The following is a 17,677-nucleotide window of genomic DNA, read 5'->3' as shown; positions in this document are numbered from 1 at the left end:
GTCAGTCCTCCCCCAGGATCTGCGGCACCTTGAAACGCTGCTGCTCCTGGGCCGGGGCGCCGGAGAGCGCCTGCTCGGGGGTGAGCGAGGGACGGACCTCGTCCGCCCGCATGACGTTGGTCAGCGGGAGCGGGTGCGAGGTCGGCGGTACGTCTTGGTCGGCGACCTCGCTGACGCGGGCGACCGCGCCGATGATGTCGTCGAGCTGGCCTGCGAAGTGGTCGAGCTCTTCGGGCTTCAGCTCCAGACGCGCCAGCCGGGCGAGGTGGGCGACCTCCTCGCGCGTGATGCCAGGCATGCAGCGTTCCTCTGGGGTGAGTGTGTGTGGTTTGGGGCCAATCCTAGGGGGCGGGGGCTCGTAGCCGTTAAACGGTTTCGCCCCACGGGACCGGCGGCTCAGTGGCGCCCCTCCCATGCGGGGCTCCGCAGGAAGTGGTTGTCGTACAGCTCCTGCACCTCCAGGAGGCTCTCCGGGGTGGCCTCGCCGAGGCGGATGCGCTGGAGGTGGCGGAAGTACTCGAAGCGCTCGACGCCGGGCGTGATGACGATGAGGAGATCGGCGGTGCTGCCGGGCCGGGCCGCGAAGGCGTGCGGCCGGCCCGGCGGCACGATGACCAGGTCGCCGCGCTCGGCTGTGACGACGTCCTCGCCGGAGAGCACCTCGGCCTCGCCGTCGAGGAAGAAGAACATCTCGGCGGAGTTGCGGTGCAGATGCGGGCGGGCGCCGTCGGCGCCCTCGCCGAGAGTGACCCGCACGGTGGACAGCGCGCCGCCGGAGGCGCTGCTGTCGGCGAGCAGCTTCACGGCGACCGGGTCGCCGCCGACCACTTCGGCGTCGGCGTCCCGGACGATCACGGACTCGTCGAACTGCGGTACGAACAGTGACATGGGCTGGCTCCCTCGGGCGGGTCAGACGGCGAACAGCAGTCCGGCACTGATCAGGACAACGATCGCGGTGGCGAAGTGGATCCCGAAGGCGACGGCCTTCGTGCCGCCGTGGCGCAGCACGATCAGCGTGTCGACGAGCGGGATGACCGCCACGCAGACCATGTACCAGGCCTCGGCGCGCGCCCCCACGAAGGCGAGCAGGGCGAGGCCCACGAGGCCGAAGGTGCCGTCGCGCAGGCCCTTGATCGTGAGATAGGCGCCGGCGTCGCCGCCCGGGTCGGCGGGCACGCCGTAGCCGGCGGCGGAGGGGCGGGGCTGGAGCAGGAAACGGGCCCCGATGAACAGGATGAACAGATCGAGCACGACGGCGAGCGTGTACGCGGTGACGGTCATGCCGCATCTCCATTTGCTAGCAGCGCTAGGGACAAGAGCGAAGCTAGCAGAGCGACGACAGATTGGCTAGCGCTGCTAGAATCCAGGTCATGACCATCCAGACGCGCCGGGAGCGCGAACGTGCGGAGCGGGAGCGGCTGATCGTGACGGCCGCGCGGGAGCTGGCGGAGACCGAGGGCTGGGACGCGGTCACGACCCGCCGTCTGGCGGCGGAGATCGAGTACAGCCAGCCGGTCCTCTACAGCCACTTCAAGGGCAAGGACGCGATCATGGCGGCGGTCGCGGTGGAGGGCTGCGCGGAGCTGGCGGTGGTGCTACGGGCGGCCCGTACGAAGGCGACGGGCCCCCGGGCGGCACTGACTGCGGTGGGCGAGGCGTACTGCGCCTTCGGGCGGGACCGGCCGGCCCTCTACGACGCCATGTTCACGCACCTGGTGGACCTGCCGTTCGCGACGCCCGAGGCACCGGCGCCTCTGCAGGAGGCCTTCGGCGAGCTGCTGGCGGTGGCGGAGCCGATCGCGGCACCGGGTGACGACCCCGGTCTGCTGACGGAGACGTACTGGGCGGCCCTGCACGGCCTGGTCACCCTGATGAGAAGCGGCCGCCTGCCGCAGCCGGCACACGAGCGGCGCCTGGAACTGCTGATCGGGCATTTCGCGGCGGGGGTGAGCTGAGGGCTATTCGGCGGCGGGCAGCGCGGCGCGGGGGCGCTGCCAGCCGCGCGAGCCCCGGGCCCGCAGCCACGCCGTCGTCTCGTCGGCCGGCATCGCCGCGGCGACCAGCCACCCCTGCACCGCGTCGCAGCCCAGGTCCCGCAGCCGCTCCCACGTCTCGTCGTCCTCGACCCCCTCCGCGACGACCAGCAGCCCGAGGGAGTGGGCGAGATCGACCGTGCACCGCACGATCTCCGCGTCCTGCGCGTCCACCGCCAGCCGGGCCACGAAGGAGCGGTCGATCTTCAGCTCGCTCACCGGCAGCCGCCGCAGATGGACCAGCGAGGAGTACCCGGTCCCGAAGTCGTCCAGGGACATCTTCACGCCGTGCCCGGTCAGCCCGTTCAGCGTGTCCGCGGCGCGCTGCGGGTCCTCCAGCAGCACATGCTCCGTTATCTCCAGTTGCAACGCGCCCGCCGGGACCCCGTGCCGGGCGAGCCGCGCCGCCACCGACCCCGCGAAACCGGGGGTGTGCACGTCCCGCGGCGACACGTTCACAGCGACCGGCACGAACAGCCCCTGCGCCCGCCACCGCGCGACCTGCCCGAGGGCGGTCTCCAGCACGTACTCCGTCAGATGCGGCATCAGCCCGGACGACTCGGCGATCGCTATGAACTCGTCCGGCGGCACCTTCCCCCGCTCGGGATGCACCCACCGCACCAGCGCCTCCAGCCCGGCCACCTGCCCGTCGAAGCGCACCTTCGGCTGGTAGTGCAGCTGCACCTCCTGGGCGTCCAGCGCCCGCCGCAGATCCCCCAGCAGTCCGAGCCGGTCCGGCGTGTTGGAGTCCCGCTTGGACTCGTACACCTCTACGCCCGTACGGTCCCGCTTCGCCTGGTACATCGCCACGTCCGCGCGCCGCAGCAGCCCCTCCGCGTCCAGCGCGTGGTCGGGGAAGACGGCGACCCCGGCGCTGGCCTCCAGCACGAGGGTCAGCCCGTCGAGGTCGAGCGGGGAGCCGAGGGCCGACACCAGTCCGCGGGCGATCCGGGTCGCCGAGGTCGTGGAGTCGGCGACGGGCAGTAAGACGGCGAACTCGTCACCGCCGAGCCGGGCGACCTCCGCGCCGCGCGGCAGGGCGAGCCGCAGCCGGTCGGCTATCTGGAGCAGCAGCCGGTCACCGGCGAGATGACCGAGCGTGTCATTGACCGAACGGAACCGGTCGAGGTCGATCAGCATGAGCGCGGCCCGGACGCCGATCCGCTCGGCGTCGTCCAGCGCGGTCCAGATCCGCTCCAGGAGCCACTGGCGGTTGGGCAGCCCGGTCAGCGGATCGCGCAGCTGCTCCTCGGCGCGGGCCCTGGCTATCCACAGGGTGGAGTCGAGGGCGATGAGCGGGATGGAGAACAGCGGCAGCAGGATCGGCTTGGCGACGGCGACCACACAGACGAGCGGGGCGATGCCGAGCAGCGCGACGGCGACCAGGCCCTGTCTGAGCAGGGCGGTGCGGGCGACGGTGGGCAGTCCGCCGGTGCGGGGGGCGTGCAGGTACCAGAGCAGGACCCGGGTGACGGCGAGATAGGCGACCGCCACCAGCATCACCTGGGGGGCGGTGTAGAGCGTCCAGGTGTGCGGGTCCCAGGGGGTCTCGACGGACGGCACCCGTCCGAAGGCGGCCAGCACGAGCGCGCCCGCGCCGATGCCGATGATGTCCGCCGCACCGTGCAGGGCGCCCTGCCGCCAGCGGTGGCGCCGGGCTATGCCGACCAGCACGACGACGGTGAGGCTGACCATCCCGGCGGGCACCCAGCCGTACAGCAGCAGCGCGGCGAGGGTGAGGGCGGCGCCGGAGCCGGTGCCGCCCCACCAGCGGGCGCGGCCGAGCATGACGAGGTGGCCGACGATGATCCCGGTCAGCACGGCCAGCGACCAGCCGACGGTGCCGGACGGGAAGAGGGCGTGGTGGCCGGAGAAGGCGCGGTAGAAGCCGGCTCCGAGGGCGAAGCCGGCGGCGGCCACGGCCGCGGTGGGCAACGGGGGCCAGGACAGGTGCCGTTCGGGCTCGCCGCCGGGGAGTGCCGCGACGGGCACCACGGGCAGGGGGGTGGGACGCGGGTCCAGGGCGGAGTGCGTCGCGTCGGCGGCGCGCGGGGGGCGAGAGGCGCGTGAGGTGAGCGGCGTGCGCGGGGTGCGCTCCCCCGCGTCCGTGCCGGCTCTGCGGGGCGGCCAGGCCGACCACCGGCCCGCCCACCGGGGCCCGGTGACCCGGCGCCGGGGCAGCCGGGAGTCCGGGGCGGCGCTCTCGGTCGGTTCCATTCCCGTCCCTCTCACAGCCGGCGGTGCCCACGCCACGCGGCAGACGCCCGACAGGCATCGACGGCGCCGCGTTGGAAAACCCTTCCCCCCGCTCGCCGGGAGCGCGGGGATGCCCCGACCGCAGCTGGGCACGGCAGGCGCACATCTCAACAGTAGGCCGCGGAAGGCTTCCACGGGCAGCGGTCGTCGACGGTTGCCCGAATGCGCCCCAGGCACCCTTATGGATCCGATTTACTCCATTCGGGTGTTATTTGCGTGCTATTGCTCTGCCGGAAGGGCGACTTCGGCCGCGGCTTCCGGACCCTGTTCCAACAGGACGGTGAAGCCGTCCTCGTTCAGCACCGGAACCTTCAGCTGCATCGCCTTGTCGTACTTCGACCCGGGGTTGTCGCCCACCACGACGAACGAGGTCTTCTTCGAGACCGAACCGGTCACCTTGGCTCCCCGGCTCTGCAGTTCCTCCTTGGCGCCGTCCCTCGTGAACCGCTCCAACGTGCCGGTGACGACGACGGTGAGGCCCTCCAGCGGGCGGGGGCCCTCCTCCTCGCCGGTGCTCTCCTCCTCCATGCGGACGCCGGCGGCTCTCCACTTGCGCAGGATCTCCTGGTGCCAGTCCACCGCGAACCACTCCTTGAGAGAGGCGGCGATGATGGGGCCGACGCCCTCGGTGGCGGCCAGCTCCTCCTCGCTCGCCTGCTCGATGCGGTCGATCGAGCGGAACTCGCGCGCGAGGGCCTCGGCGGCGACCGGGCCGACATGGCGGATCGACAGACCGGTCAGGACGCGCGCGAGGGGGCGCTCCTTGGCGGCCGCGATGTTCTCCAGCATGGACAGCGCGTTCTTCTTCGGCTCGCCCTGCTGGTTGGCGAAGACGGTGACGATCTTCTCCTCGCCGGTCTTCGGATCGCGCTTGGGCAGACCGCTGTCCTGGTCCAGGACATACGCCTTGATGGGCAGCAGCTGCTCGACGGTCAGGTCGAACAGGTCGCCCTCGTCCCGCAGCGGCGGCTCCTCGGGCTCCAGCGGCGAGGTGAGCGCGGCCGCGGCCACATAGCCGAAGTTCTCGATGTCGAGCGCCTTGCGGCCGCCCAGGTAGAACAGCCGCTCGCGCAACTGGGCGGGGCAGCTACGGGCGTTGGGGCAGCGCAGATCGACGTCGCCCTCCTTCATCGGCCGCAGCGCGGTGCCGCACTCGGGGCACTCGGCCGGCATCACGAACTCGCGCTCGCTGCCGTCGCGCAGGTCGACGACGGGGCCGAGGATCTCGGGGATGACGTCCCCGGCCTTGCGCAGCACCACGGTGTCGCCGATGAGGACGCCCTTGGCCTTGACCACGTCCTGGTTGTGCAGGGTGGCGAACTCGACCTCCGAGCCGGCCACCGTCACCGGCTCCACCTGCGCGTACGGCGTGACCCGGCCGGTACGGCCCACCCCCACGCGGATGTTGACGAGCTTGGTGTTGACCTCCTCCGGCGCGTACTTGTACGCGATGGCCCAGCGCGGGGCGCGGGAGGTGGAGCCGAGGCGGCCCTGGAGGGGGATCTCGTCGAGCTTGACGACGACGCCGTCGATCTCGTGCTCCACCGAGTGGCGGTTCTCGCCGTAGTACGCGATGAACTGCCGTACGCCGTCGAGGTCGCCGACCACCTTGTTGTGCGTGGAGGTGGGCAGGCCCCAGGCCTTGAGCAGGTCGTACGCCTCGGACAGCCGGGACAGGCCCTCGAAGCCCTCCAGGGCGCCGATGCCGTGGACCACCATGTGCAGGGGGCGGGTGGCGGTGACGCGCGGATCCTTCTGGCGCAGCGAACCGGCCGCCGCGTTGCGCGGGTTGGCGAACGGCTTGTCGCCGGCCGCGACCAGACGGGCGTTCAGCTCCTCGAACTGCTCCATCGGGAAGTAGACCTCGCCGCGGATCTCGACCAGGGCGGGGATGTCGTGGCCCCGCAGCCGGTCCGGGATCTCCGCGATGGTGCGCACGTTGGGCGTGATGTCCTCGCCCGTGCGGCCGTCGCCGCGGGTCGCCGCGCGCGTGAGACGCCCGTGCTCGTACGTGAGGTTGACGGCGAGTCCGTCGACCTTGAGCTCGCACAGGAAGTGGTACGCGGACGTGCCGACGTCCTTGTGGACGCGCTCGGCCCAGGCGGCCAGCTCCAGGTCGTCGAAGGCGTTGTCCAGCGAGAGCATCCGCCGGCGGTGCTGGACGGCCGTGAAGTCCGTCTCGTACGCCCCCGCGACCTTCTGGGTCGGCGAGTCGGGCGTGCGCAGCTCCGGATACCGCTCCTCCAGCGCCTCCAGGGACCGCAGCAGGCGGTCGAACTCGGCGTCGCTGATGACGGGAGCGTCCTTCACGTAGTACCGGAAGCGGTGCTCCTCGATCTGCTCAGCGAGCTTCGCGTGCTGCTCCCGTGCCTCGGCGGGCACCGTCGTCTCCGCTTGCTTGTCGCCGGCCACCGTGTTGTCCTCCGTCACTCTGGGTTGTCCGCGAGGGATCTCGCCGCCCGGACGCAGTGGGCGAGGGCCTTGCGCGCGTACTGCGGGGAGGCCCCCGCGAGACCGCACGCGGGCGTGACCGTGACCGCCTCCGGGAGAAGGTCCGGTCGCAGCCCCAACCTGCGCCACAGCGTCCTGACACCCATGACGCTACCGGCAGGGTCTGACAATGGGCCGTCCGTGCCCGGGACGACACCGGTGAAGAGCCGGGTACCCGCTTCGACGGCCTCACCGATCGCCTCGTCGTCACGTTCGGTGAGCAAGGAGAAGTCGAACGAGACGCCGGCCGCCCCGGCCCGGCGCAGCAGGGCGAAGGGGACGTCCGGCGCGCAGGAGTGGACCACGACGGGGCCGTCGCCGTGCACGCCGACGACGTCCCGGAGGGTCGCCTCGACGATCTGGCGGTCCACGGCCCGGTGTGTGCGGTATCCGCTGGCGGTCCTGACCTGGCCGCGCAGTACGGCGGTGAGGGAGGGTTCGTCGAGTTGCAGGACGAGCCGGGCGCCGGGGACCCGGCGGTGCACCTCGGCCAGGTGGAGGCGGAGGCCCTCGATGAGGGAGGCGGCGAGGTCGCGGCAGGCGCCGGCGTCCGAGAGGGCGGCCTCGCCGTTCTTGAGCTCCAGGTTGGCGGCGAGGGTCCAGGGGCCGACGGCCTGGATCTTCAGCGGGCCCTCGTAGCCCTGGGTGAACTCCTCCAGCGCGTCGAGGTCCTCGCCCAGCCACGACCGGGCGCGCCGGGTGTCCCTGCCCGGGCGGTCGCCGATCCGCCAGCCGCTGGGCTCCACGCGTGCGTACAGCTCGACGAGGAGGCCCGCTGTGCGGCCGATCATGTCGGCGCCGGGGCCCCGGGCGGGCAGTTCGGCGAGGTGGGGGAAGTCCTCGAAGGACCCGGTGACGGTCTTGGCGGCCTCGCGGGCGTCGCCGCCGGGTAGGGAACCTACGCCGGTGGCCGCGCCGAAGCTGAACTGGTTGTCGCTCACCCCGGAAGCGTACGTAACCCGAACGCCCTGGGGGCTCCGCCCCCGGCCCCCGGGACCTCTGCCCGGAGCCCCGGGGCGGTCACCGGCCCGGCCGCACCGTCAGGTCGTTCACCTCGGCGTCCCGGGGCAGGTCGATCGCCATCAGGATCGTCGTCGCCACCGACTCCGGGTCGATCCAGCGGGCCGCGTCGTACTCCTTGCCCTCCTGCTGATGCACCTTCGCCTGCATGGGGCTCGCCGTGCGCCCGGGATACACCGACGTCACCCGTACGCCGTTGCCGTGCTCCTCGTGCCGCAGCGCGTCCGCCAGCGCCTTCAGCCCGTGCTTCGACGCCGCGTAGGCCGACCAGTCGGCGTGCGCGGAGAGCCCCGCGCCAGAGTTGACGAACACCACATGCCCCCGGCTCGCCCGCAGCTGCGGCAGGAAGTGCCGGGTCAGCTCGGCGGGTGCGACGAGGTTGACGTTCAGCTGGTGGCGCCAGGACTTCGGGGTCAGATCGCCCACCGGGCCCAGGTCGACCACCCCGGCGATGTGCAGCAGGGAGTCCACCCGGTCCGGCAGTGTCTGGTGGGAGAAGGCCCAGCTCAGCCTGTCGGGGTCGGCCAGATCCCCGACCAGCGTCCGGGATCCGGGGAACTCGGCCGCCAGTTCCTTCGCCCGCCCCGCGTCGCGCGCGTGCAGCACGAGTTCGTCGCCGCGCGCGTGCAGCCGGCGGGCGACGGCCGCGCCGATGCCGGATCCGGCTCCGGTGATCACATGAGTAGCCATGCCCGCCATGCTCGCATCATCGGCGGCTCAGCCGACGCCCTGGCTCTCCTCCAGGTAGGCCAGCGCTCCCACCGGCTCCTCGGCGAAGAAGACCAGCTCGGTCAGCGGCCGGGGCAGGAACCCCTCGTCCTCCATCCGGCGGAACTGCTCCTTCAGCCCGTCGTAGAAGCCCGCCGTGTTGAGCAGCACCACGGGCTTGTCGGTGTGCCCGTGCTTCTTCAGCTCCAGGATCTCGGTGGCCTCGTCGAGGGTGCCGGTGCCGCCGACCATCACCACCACCGCGTCGGCCTTCTCCAGCAGCAGCCGCTTGCGTTCGGCCAGGTCGCGCGCGATGACCATCTCGTCGACGCCCGGCCGCGCCGTGGCCGCCAGGAACTCGACCGACACGCCCACCAGCCGTCCGCCCGCCTCCTGCACGCCGTCCGCGACGACCTTCATCAGACCGACGTCGGATCCGCCCCACACCAGGGTGTGCCCGCCCTTGCCCAGCAGCGTGGCGAACTCGCGCCCGGGGCGCGTGTAGCGGTCGTCGAGGTCGGCGGCGGAGAGAAAGACACAGATGCGCATGCGGTCCACCGTACGCGGGAAGAACCGCGGCCCCGGCAGCGCTTGTCCGGGGTATGACGACAGGACACACGATCACCATCGAGCAGGGCGACGTACGCGTACGCGTGGTGCACGGCGGGCAGGTGCTGGCCGACAGCGGCAGGCCGCTGATCCTCCGTGAGACGGGCTGTCCGGTGCGGTACTACATCCCGCGCCAGGACGTCCGCACCGACCTCCTCACCCCTTCCGAGACGCACACCTACTGTCCCTTCAAGGGCACGGCCTCCTACTGGTCGCTGCCGGACGCGCCGGACCTGGTGTGGTCCTACCCCGACCCGAAGCCGGACGTGGCCGCCATCAAGGGCCACCTGTGCTTCTACGAGGTGGAGGTCGTCGAGGCGGACGCGGTCGAGGCGGACGTCGTCGCCGGAGACGTGTCGTAGCGCGATGAGTCGCGTGCCCTGCGGCAGTCTGCGACGGCATGGACGACAAGACTCTTTCCCGTGACGGCACCTCGATCGCCTACCAGCGGGCCGGCCGGGGGCCCGCGGTCATCCTGGTGAGCGGCGCGATGTCGACGGGCGGCACGCTCGCGCCGCTGGCCGCCCGGCTGGCGGACGGTTTCGAGGCCGTGGTGTACGACCGCCGGGGCCGTGGCAGGAGCGGTGACACACCGCCGTACGAGGTGCGGCGCGAGGTCGAGGACCTCGCCGCGCTGATCGAGGTGGTGGGGGGCGAGGCGGCGCTGTTCGGTGTCTCGTCCGGCGGCGCGCTGGTGCTGGAGGCGCTGGCGGCGGGGCTGCCGGCGCGCCGCGCCGCCGTGTACGAGACGCCGTACGCCGACTTCTCCCCCGCCGGCGCCGAGGAGCGCGCGGCGTACACCCGGAACCTGACCGAGGCGCTCGCGCAGGACCGGCGGGGGGACGCGGTGGAGCTGTTCCTGCGGCTGACGGGCATGGCGGAGGCGATGATCCAGGGCGCCCGCCGGTCGCCGATGTGGGAGGGCATGGAGTCCGTCGCGCCCAGCCTCGCCCACGACGACACGGTCATGGGCGACGGCCTGGTGCCCCGGGAGCGGCTGGCGTCGGTGGGCGTACCGGTGCTGGCCCTCGCCGGCGGGGCGAGCCCGGCGTGGCTGCGGGAGGCCGTGCGCGCGGTGGCCGAGGCACTGCCGGAGGGCACGTACCGGGTCCTGGAGGGGCAGACCCACATGGTGGACCCGGACGTGCTGGCCCCGGTGCTGCGGGAGTTCTTCGCCGAGTGACCCGGTGCGCGGATCCGGCCCGGGATCAGGCGGTCGTCGACGCCGTCGCGCGCGTGGTCGAGGCGATCGTCGCCGAACCCACCACGCGCGTGCCGTCGTAGAGCACGATCGCCTGGCCGGGGGCGACTCCGCGCACCGGCTCGGTGAAGGCGACCTCCAGCTGTCCGTCGCGCAGTTCGGCGGTGACCTCGGTCTCGCCGCCGTGGGCGCGCAGCTGGGCGGTGTAGGTGCCGGGGCCGGTGGGGGCGGCGCCGCACCAGCGGGGCTTGATCGCCGTGAGGGCGCTGACGTCCAGGGCGGCCGCGGGGCCGACGGTCACGGTGTTGTTCACCGGCGAGATGTCCAGCACGTAGCGCGGCTTGCCGTCGGCGGCCGGGGTGCCGATGCGCAGGCCCTTGCGCTGGCCGATGGTGAAGCCGTACGCGCCCTCGTGGGTGCCGATGCGCGCGCCCGACTCGTCGACGATGTCGCCCTCCGCCTTGCCGAGGCGCCGGGCCAGGAAGCCCTGGGTGTCGCCGTCGGCGATGAAGCAGATGTCGTGGGAGTCGGGCTTCTTGGCGACCGCGAGGCCGCGGCGCTCGGCCTCCGCGCGGATCTCGTCCTTCGTCGTCACGGTGTCGCCGAGCGGGAAGAGCGCGTGGGCGAGCTGCCGCTCGTCCAGGACGCCGAGGACGTACGACTGGTCCTTGGCCATGTCGGAGGCGCGGTGCAGTTCGCGCGTGCCGTCCTCGTTCACGATCACCTGGGCGTAGTGGCCCGTGCAGACCGCGTCGAAGCCGAGGGCCAGCGCCTTGTCGAGCAGGGCGGCGAACTTGATCTTCTCGTTGCAGCGCAGGCACGGGTTGGGGGTGCGGCCGGCCTCGTACTCGGCGATGAAGTCCTCGACGACGTCCTCGCGGAAGCGGTCGGCGAGGTCCCAGACGTAGAACGGGATGCCGATGACGTCGGCGGCGCGGCGCGCGTCGCGGGAGTCCTCGATCGTGCAACAGCCCCGCGCGCCCGTGCGGAAGGACTGCGGGTTCGCGGAGAGCGCGAGGTGGACGCCGGTCACGTCGTGTCCGGCTTCCGCGGCGCGGGCGGCGGCGACGGCGGAGTCGACCCCGCCGGACATGGCGGCGAGGACGCGGAGGGGGCGCTGCGAGGTCTCAGTCATAACCCTTCCAGGGTACGGGTCGCCGGGAACCGCGGGCCGCGCGTTCGCGTTGAGGATCACGAGGGGGCGAGGAGGGACGGGCATGGGGGAAGCGCGGAAGGACGCGGACCGGCGGATCGGCCGGCGTGCGCTGCTGATCGGCGGCGCGGCGGCCGCCGTGGGCACGGCCGCGCTGGCCCGCGGGACGCTGGCCCGGCTGTGGTGGCGGACGCCGGGGGTGAGCAAGCCGCGGGTGGCGGGCGCGGTCGACTACCGGGGCGCGCGCTGGCTGGCGGCCTCGACGGCGAACTTCCGCTGGGCGGACCGTCCGGACGACTACGCGATCGACATGGTGGTCATCCATGTGACGCAGGGCAGTTTCGCGAGCGCGGTGAAGGTCTTCCAGGATCCGGGGCACCGGGCGGCGGCGCACTACATCGTGGGGCAGGACGGGCGCGTCACGCAGATGATCCGCGAGCTGGACGTGGCGTACCACGCGGGCAACCGGGCGTACAACGAGCGGAGCATCGGCATCGAGCACGAGGGCTTCGTCGAGGAGAGGTCGTCCTTCACGGACGCGATGTACGCGTCGTCGGCGCGCCTGACGGCGGGCATCTGCCTGCGGTACGGCATACCCGTCGACCGGGAGCACATCATCGGGCATGTGGAGGTGCCGGGGACGGACCACACGGATCCGGGGAAGTACTGGGACTGGGACCGGTATCTGCGGCTGGTCCGGGAGGCGAGGAAGGCGGCTGCGGCCACGCCCTCCGCGGCCCCCTCCGCCACACCGGCGTGACGCGGGACGGGCTGCCCGAACCGGACGAAAAAATCAAGAATCCACCCCTTTCACCCGGCCACAGGAGATTTATCCTGAATACAGGCCTACGAGGCGAGTGAGGGAGTTCAACCGGAGTAGCCGACTTCGGCGCGACGCGCAAGGCATCCGCTGGGGCCGACGTCGACGGTCGGGCTGAGAGGCCTGAAGGCAGCGGTAGGGCCGGAAGGCGACCTCCACCACCTGATCCGGACCATGCCGGCGCAGGGAACCCGTCTCGTAGGTCGTTCGCGTGCGCCCGGGCCCGGGCCGGCGGCCTAGGTGAGCCCCGCCGCGCGGGCCCGCTCCACGGCCGGGCCGATCGCCTTGGCCACCGCGTCGATGTCCGCCTCGCCGGAGGTGTGGCCGAGGGAGAAGCGCAGCGTGCCGCGCGCCAGGTCGGGGTCGGTCCCGGTGGCCAGCAGGACATGGCTGGGCTGGGCGACACCGGCGGTGCAGGCGGAGCCGGTGGAGCACTCGATGCCCTGGGCGTCCAGCAGAAGCAGCAGGGAGTCGCCCTCGCAGCCGGGGAAGGTGAAGTGCGCGTTGGCCGGAAGACGGCCCCCGGGCGACGGATCGCCGCCGAGGATCGCGTCGGGCACGGCCGAACGGACCGCGTCGATCAGCCGGTCCCGCAGCGCGCCGATCTCCCGGGCGAACCACTCGCGGCGCTCCGCGGCGAGGCGGCCGGCGACGGCGAAGGAGGCGATCGCGGGCACGTCGAGGGTGCCGGAGCGGACGTGACGCTCCTGGCCGCCCCCGTGCAGAACGGGTACGGGGGTGTACTCGCGGCCCAGGAGCAGGGCGCCGATGCCGTACGGGCCGCCGATCTTGTGGCTGGAGACCGTCATCGCGGCGAGGCCGGACGCGGCGAAGTCGACCTCGACCTGACCGAACGCCTGCACGGCGTCGGCGTGCAGCGGGACGTCGAACTCCTGGGCCACGTCGGCCAGTTCACGGATCGGCATGATGGTGCCGATCTCGTTGTTCGCCCACATCACGGTGGCGAGGGCCACGTCGGCGGGGTTGCGGGCGATCGCCTCGCGCAGGGCGTCCGGGTGGACGCGGCCGTAGGCGTCGACCGGGAGGTACTCGACGGTGGCCCCCTCGTGCTCGCCGAGCCAGTGGACGGCGTCGAGGACGGCGTGGTGCTCGACGGGGCTCGCGAGGATCCGGGTGCGGGCCGGATCGGCGTCGCGGCGGGACCAGTACAGGCCCTTGACCGCGAGGTTGTCGGCCTCGGTGCCGCCGGAGGTGTAGACGATCTCGCTGGGGCGGGCGCGGAGCGCTTCCGCGAGGGTTTCGCGGGACTCCTCGACCGTGCGGCGGGCCTGGCGGCCGGATGCGTGCAGGGAGGACGCGTTGCCGGTGATGCTCAGCTGGGCGGCGAGGGACTCTGCCGCCTCCGGGAGCATCGGGGTGGTCGCGGCGTGGTCGAGGTATGCCATGGTGAGGCCGATTCTACGGCGCGGTGCTCTCCGCTCCGCAGGTGAGACTCGGCCTCGGCGACCCCGCCCGCCCCTGGAAGCTCCACGAGACGGACGAGTCCACCCGTCCCTAGAAGCTCCAGGAGATCGACGAGTCCGCCTGCATGAAGGCGAAGAGCACCACGAGGTCCAGGACGCCCAGGGTCAGGCCCAGGTAGGCGCGGCCCCTGCGGTTCGTGCCGCGCAGCAGCGCGACCAGGGCCAGGACGATCGCCGTGGGGCCCAGGAAGATGTTCAGGACCAGGAAGCCCACCAGGCCGAGGACGAAGGACGCGACGGCCATGCCGTCGGTGTCGCGGACGCCGGTGCGGCGGCTGGCCGGTGCGGTGAGTTGCATGACGGTCTGCTCCTTCAGCGGTTGCTTGCGCTACGGCGGCCGTGGCGCTCGCGGATCGCGAAGATGCCCAGCCAGAGCGCGATCACGGCGGCGGCGGCGAGGGTGAAGCCGAACGGCGCGTGGGCGACGGTGCCCAGGACGACGCCGAGCAGCAGGAGTGCGGCGACGAGGAACAGCATGGGATCGGATCCCCCTCCGAGACGTCTCTCGTGGCGTCTCACGTAAAGTTTCGGTGAACAGTTGTAGTAACAGTTGTTCACTGACTTCGAGTCTAGCGTGCCCGACGGCTTTTCAATTCCGGAGAACAGTTGTTAACTGGATGACATGAGTCACACCCTCGGCATCCGGCAGGCCCAGAAGCAGAAGACCCGGCAGGCGCTCCTGGACGCGGCGCTCGCGTTGTTGGAGGAGCAGAGCCTGAGCAGCCTGGGTCTGCGCGAGGTCACGCGTGCCGTGGGCGTCGCCCCGACCGCCTTCTACCGCCACTTCCGCTCCACCGCCGACCTCGGGGTCGCCCTGGTCGAGGAGGCCCTGGGCAGCCTGCACCCGATGATCCGGACCACGGTCACCGCCGCCGACTCCAGCGAGGAACGCATCCGGCGGGCCGTGGAGCTGATCGCCCGTCACGTGGAGGCGCACCCCTCCCACGTCCGGTTCATCGCCCGCGAGCGGCACGGCGGGGTGCAGCCGGTGCGCGCGGCGATCAGCGAGCAACTCGGGCGGTTCGCCGAGGAGGTGAGGACCGAGCTCGCCAAGGACCCCGAGGCGGAGGGCTGGAGCGACGCGGACCTGCTGATGCTGTCGCACCTCTACGTCGACCAGATGCTCATCACCGCCTCGCTGTTCCTGGAGGCCCTCGACGGAACGGCGGACGACCGGGAGGCCGTCGGCCGGCTCGCGGCCCGCCAGATGCGGCTCATCAGCATCGGCCGCCATCACTGGCTCGACTGACTCCCGCCCGGGACGTCACTCGGCGGGCGGGGCCTCGTTCCGGTACAGCTCCGTGACGGAGGCCGCCGCCCGGCGCAGTTCCTCGCGGGCCTCGGGCGGGTCGAGTACCTCGATCTGGTCGGAGAATGCGAGGAGTTGGCGCACCGCCCGCACGAAGGGGAAGGAGAGCCGCAGCGTCACCCACGCGGCGCCGTCGTCGGCGTCGGGCAGCTCCGTCAGCTGCGAGGCGTTCATCCGCACGAACATGTCCAGCCGTTCCCTGCGCACCCGCACGGTGACCTCGACCCCGCCGGGCCGTTCCTCGACCTGGCGGCGCAACACCTCCCAGGCGTCGGCGAGTTCGACTCCGGGCCGCCGCTTCACGGGGTCGTCGAGGACCGTGGCCGAGCGCACCCGGTCGGCGCGGAAGAGCTGCGGCCGGGCGCGGCGGTCGGCGACCAGGTACCAGACGCCCGCCTTGGAGACGAGGCCGTACGGGTCGACGGTGTAGGTGCGCGGCTCGCTCTCGCCGCTGTGCCGGTAGCGCAGGCGCAGCCGGCGGTCGGTGAAGACGGCGTCCTGGAGGACGTCCAGGTCGACGGCCGCCTGCGGGCCGCCCTTCCAGCGGGTGGCGTCGACCAGGATGCGCCGGCTGGTGACCTCGGCGGCCGGGCGGTACGGCGCCGGCAGCGCGGCCATGACCTTGCGCAGCGCCGAGCCGAGGGCCACGTCCAGGCCCAGGGCGGCGTGGGCGCCCTGGGCGGCCAGGATGAACAGGGCGCGCGACTCGTCGGAGGTCAGCCCGGTGACGTCCGTGCGGAAGCCGGCGAGGAGTTCGATGCCGCCGTGCCGGCCGCGCTCGGCGTAGACGGGGACGCCGGAGGCGGAGAGCGCCTCGACGTCGCGGTAGATGGTGCGCACGGACACCTCCAGCCGGGAGGCGAGTTCGGGCGCGGGCACACGACCGCGGGTCTGCAGGAGCAGCAGGATCGACAGCAGGCGGTCGGACTTCACGGCACCCAGAGTGCGCCGCCGGGGAGCCCGAATCAAATCCTGACGGCGATTGTCAGGTTATGCGGTGACCATCGGCGTACCGACCGAGAGAGAGGTACGACATGAACGCCATCGACCCGCGCCCCGTCTACGCCCGCGCCACCGAGCAGTACGCCGCCCTGGTCCGGACCGTGCGCCCGGAGCAGCTGGACGGTCCCACGCCGTGCACCGAGTTCGACGTACGACGGCTGCTGAGCCATGTGGCCGGCGGCACCCTGCGCATCGCGGTGGTGGGCGAGGGCGGCGACGGCATGGCGGTGCACCCGTTCGTCGAGGGGGTCGCCGACGACGGCTGGGTGGAGGCGTACGACGAGGTCCGGAGGCGGGTCCTGAAGGCGTGGGAGCCGGACGGGCGGATGACGGCGCGGGTCCGGGTGCCCTGGGGCGAGGTCCCGGGAGCGGGCGCCCTGTCCGGCTATGTCATGGAACTGGTCGCCCACACCTGGGACTTGAACGAGTCCCTCGGCCGTCCGCTCGAACTCGCCCCGGACCTGGCCGAGTTCGCCCTCGCCGCCGCCCACCGGGCGCTGCCGGACCCGGAGCGCGACGAGGAGACGCCGTTCGACGCGGCGTACGAGGCCCCCGAGGGGGCCGACGCCTACGGGCGGCTGGCGGCCTGGCTGGGCCGCCGTCCGCTCAGCCGAGTCTGACCCGCGCGAGCTGGCGGGACTGGGCGACCAGCCGGTCCTCGCTGTCCCAGACCTCGGCGTCCTCCTCCAGGAAGCCGCCCGCGAGGTTGCGCGTGGTGATCGCCACGCGGACGGGGCCGGGGGCCGGCCTGGCCCGGACGTGGACGGTGAGTTCGACGGTCGGCACCCAGCCGGAGATGCCGAGGTCGAAGGCGGTGGGCGGCAGGGCGTCCACCGCGAGCAGCAGGGAGAACGGGTCGGCGTCCCGGCCGTCGGCGAGGCCGAACCAGGCCCGCATCTCGCCCTTGCCGGAGGGCTGTCCGAGCGCCCAGCCGACGGTCGCCGGGTCCAGCTTGAGCATCAGCCGCTCGGCGATGGGCTGCTGGTCCTTGGCCGGGGCCGGTCCGTCCTCGGGCCCGAGGCAGGCCTCCAGCGGGGGGAACGCGGGCGGCTTCGCGGTCGTACGGACGTCGTCGGGGAGGGCGTCGAGGTCGCCGTAGGAGGCGAGGACGCGGATGCGTTCGACCTCGCGGCCCTCGTCGTCGTACTGGACCAGGGACGCCTGACCGGTGGAGAGGGTGCGGCCGGTGCGGACCGTCTCCGTGCGCACGACCGCGAGGCCGGGGCGGGAGGCGCTGAGGTAGTGCGCGGAGATGGTGAAGGGGTCGGCGTGCGGCAGGGTCTCGGCGAGGGCGCGGCCGAGGACGGCCAGCAGATAGCCGCCGTTGACGGCGCCGAAGATCGTCCAGCCGGGCGAGAGGTCGATGTCGAAGACGCCGGATTCACGCCGGGTGAGTGCGGTGTCGCGGTCGAACTCGCTGTCGCCGATGACGGCGACCGGGCGGGCGGTGGCTGCTTCTGGCATGGCTGAACCGTACAACATCTAATTACTAAGCGGTAGCTTTTTCCGTTATCATTGTGTGACGCCGGTCAGGTTCTGGCAATTTCTCGGTAAGTGTCCGCACTCGTCCGTCAACCCCAAGCGCCTGTATG

At 72.4% G+C, this 17,677-nt stretch carries 20 protein-coding genes; 6 read left to right on the top strand and 14 right to left on the bottom strand.

Features of this window, described 5'->3' with window-relative positions:
* Position 1 precedes the first annotated feature (1 nt).
* From gatC to ACZ5NW_RS18535, 3 genes are all read right to left on the bottom strand, one after another.
* Positions 2-298, bottom strand: coding sequence for an Asp-tRNA(Asn)/Glu-tRNA(Gln) amidotransferase subunit GatC (gatC, locus tag ACZ5NW_RS18545; protein WP_018531282.1), 297 nt, complete (start codon positions 296-298; stop codon positions 2-4).
* Positions 299-396: 98 nt separating this feature from the next.
* Positions 397-888, bottom strand: a complete 492-nt coding sequence (locus tag ACZ5NW_RS18540; protein ID WP_468744900.1) for a cupin domain-containing protein — start codon at positions 886-888, stop codon at positions 397-399.
* A 21-nt stretch (positions 889-909) separates the two neighbouring features.
* A complete protein-coding gene (locus ACZ5NW_RS18535; RefSeq protein ID WP_468744899.1) occupies positions 910-1,281 on the bottom strand; it encodes a DUF4267 domain-containing protein in 372 nt (123 codons plus the stop codon).
* Positions 1,282-1,370: 89 nt separating this feature from the next.
* Between ACZ5NW_RS18535 and ACZ5NW_RS18530 the strand changes: the two genes are divergently transcribed.
* Entirely contained in the window at positions 1,371-1,955 is a 585-nt protein-coding gene (locus ACZ5NW_RS18530; protein ID WP_468744898.1) for a TetR/AcrR family transcriptional regulator, read from the top strand.
* Positions 1,956-1,958: 3 nt separating this feature from the next.
* Here the strand turns inward: ACZ5NW_RS18530 and ACZ5NW_RS18525 are convergent, their stop codons facing one another.
* The 5 genes from ACZ5NW_RS18525 to ACZ5NW_RS18505 form a co-directional block, all read right to left on the bottom strand.
* Positions 1,959-4,250 (bottom strand): putative bifunctional diguanylate cyclase/phosphodiesterase, encoded by a 2,292-nt coding sequence (locus tag ACZ5NW_RS18525; RefSeq protein WP_468744897.1) that lies wholly within the window; start codon positions 4,248-4,250, stop codon positions 1,959-1,961.
* 258 nt (positions 4,251-4,508) lie between these two features.
* Positions 4,509-6,701, bottom strand: a complete 2,193-nt coding sequence (gene ligA / locus ACZ5NW_RS18520; RefSeq protein WP_468745103.1) for an NAD-dependent DNA ligase LigA — start codon at positions 6,699-6,701, stop codon at positions 4,509-4,511.
* Between the two features lie 14 nt (positions 6,702-6,715).
* Positions 6,716-7,720: a methionine synthase gene (locus ACZ5NW_RS18515; protein ID WP_468744896.1), complete on the bottom strand. Its 1,005-nt coding sequence runs from the start codon at positions 7,718-7,720 to the stop codon at positions 6,716-6,718.
* Positions 7,721-7,799: 79 nt separating this feature from the next.
* Complete coding sequence (locus ACZ5NW_RS18510) at positions 7,800-8,498, bottom strand: SDR family oxidoreductase (RefSeq protein WP_468744895.1); 699 nt, start codon at positions 8,496-8,498, stop codon at positions 7,800-7,802.
* 18 nt (positions 8,499-8,516) lie between these two features.
* Positions 8,517-9,056 carry an LOG family protein gene (locus ACZ5NW_RS18505; protein ID WP_468744894.1) on the bottom strand — a complete coding sequence of 180 codons (540 nt, stop codon included), beginning with the start codon at positions 9,054-9,056 and terminating at the stop codon, positions 8,517-8,519.
* A 53-nt stretch (positions 9,057-9,109) separates the two neighbouring features.
* On the opposite strand from ACZ5NW_RS18505, the gene ACZ5NW_RS18500 reads away from it, so the two are divergent.
* Together ACZ5NW_RS18500 and ACZ5NW_RS18495 are read left to right on the top strand one after the other, a co-directional pair.
* A complete protein-coding gene (locus ACZ5NW_RS18500; RefSeq protein ID WP_468744893.1) occupies positions 9,110-9,478 on the top strand; it encodes a DUF427 domain-containing protein in 369 nt (122 codons plus the stop codon).
* Between the two features lie 38 nt (positions 9,479-9,516).
* Positions 9,517-10,299 (top strand): alpha/beta fold hydrolase, encoded by a 783-nt coding sequence (locus tag ACZ5NW_RS18495; RefSeq protein WP_468744892.1) that lies wholly within the window; start codon positions 9,517-9,519, stop codon positions 10,297-10,299.
* 25 nt (positions 10,300-10,324) lie between these two features.
* On the opposite strand, the gene mnmA is transcribed toward ACZ5NW_RS18495, so the two are convergent.
* On the bottom strand, positions 10,325-11,452 hold the full coding sequence (mnmA, locus tag ACZ5NW_RS18490) for a tRNA 2-thiouridine(34) synthase MnmA (RefSeq protein WP_468744891.1): 1,128 nt from the start codon (positions 11,450-11,452) through the stop codon (positions 10,325-10,327).
* 82 nt (positions 11,453-11,534) lie between these two features.
* Here mnmA and ACZ5NW_RS18485 point away from each other — a divergent pair, with 82 nt between their 5' ends.
* Positions 11,535-12,230, top strand: coding sequence for an N-acetylmuramoyl-L-alanine amidase (locus tag ACZ5NW_RS18485; RefSeq protein ID WP_468744890.1), 696 nt, complete (start codon positions 11,535-11,537; stop codon positions 12,228-12,230).
* A gap of 296 nt (positions 12,231-12,526) precedes the next feature.
* Here ACZ5NW_RS18485 and ACZ5NW_RS18480 read toward each other — a convergent pair whose 3' ends face one another.
* The 3 genes from ACZ5NW_RS18480 to ACZ5NW_RS18470 form a co-directional block, all read right to left on the bottom strand.
* Complete coding sequence (locus ACZ5NW_RS18480) at positions 12,527-13,696, bottom strand: cysteine desulfurase family protein (RefSeq protein WP_468744889.1); 1,170 nt, start codon at positions 13,694-13,696, stop codon at positions 12,527-12,529.
* Between the two features lie 109 nt (positions 13,697-13,805).
* On the bottom strand, positions 13,806-14,072 hold the full coding sequence (locus ACZ5NW_RS18475) for a DUF4190 domain-containing protein (RefSeq protein ID WP_468744888.1): 267 nt from the start codon (positions 14,070-14,072) through the stop codon (positions 13,806-13,808).
* Positions 14,073-14,086: 14 nt separating this feature from the next.
* Entirely contained in the window at positions 14,087-14,251 is a 165-nt protein-coding gene (locus ACZ5NW_RS18470; RefSeq protein WP_468744887.1) for a hypothetical protein, read from the bottom strand.
* 145 nt (positions 14,252-14,396) lie between these two features.
* On the opposite strand from ACZ5NW_RS18470, the gene ACZ5NW_RS18465 reads away from it, so the two are divergent.
* Positions 14,397-15,023 (top strand): TetR family transcriptional regulator, encoded by a 627-nt coding sequence (locus tag ACZ5NW_RS18465; protein WP_468744886.1) that lies wholly within the window; start codon positions 14,397-14,399, stop codon positions 15,021-15,023.
* Between the two features lie 15 nt (positions 15,024-15,038).
* On the opposite strand, the gene ACZ5NW_RS18460 is transcribed toward ACZ5NW_RS18465, so the two are convergent.
* The gene (locus tag ACZ5NW_RS18460) at positions 15,039-16,016 is read right to left on the bottom strand and encodes a helix-turn-helix transcriptional regulator (RefSeq protein ID WP_468744885.1); all 978 of its coding nucleotides are present in this window, start codon (positions 16,014-16,016) and stop codon (positions 15,039-15,041) included.
* 101 nt (positions 16,017-16,117) lie between these two features.
* Between ACZ5NW_RS18460 and ACZ5NW_RS18455 the strand changes: the two genes are divergently transcribed.
* The gene (locus ACZ5NW_RS18455; RefSeq protein ID WP_468744884.1) at positions 16,118-16,705 is read left to right on the top strand and encodes a TIGR03086 family metal-binding protein; all 588 of its coding nucleotides are present in this window, start codon (positions 16,118-16,120) and stop codon (positions 16,703-16,705) included.
* On the opposite strand, the gene ACZ5NW_RS18450 is transcribed toward ACZ5NW_RS18455, so the two are convergent.
* Positions 16,692-17,549, bottom strand: coding sequence for a thioesterase family protein (locus ACZ5NW_RS18450; RefSeq protein ID WP_468744883.1), 858 nt, complete (start codon positions 17,547-17,549; stop codon positions 16,692-16,694). The genes ACZ5NW_RS18455 and ACZ5NW_RS18450 overlap by 14 nt on opposite strands.
* Between the last annotated feature and the right edge of the window lie 128 nt (positions 17,550-17,677).

Source organism: Streptomyces sp. NPDC032126, assembly GCF_055580085.1.
The sequence above is the reverse complement of the archived record's forward strand: the minus strand, read 5'-3'. Positions and strand labels throughout refer to the sequence as shown.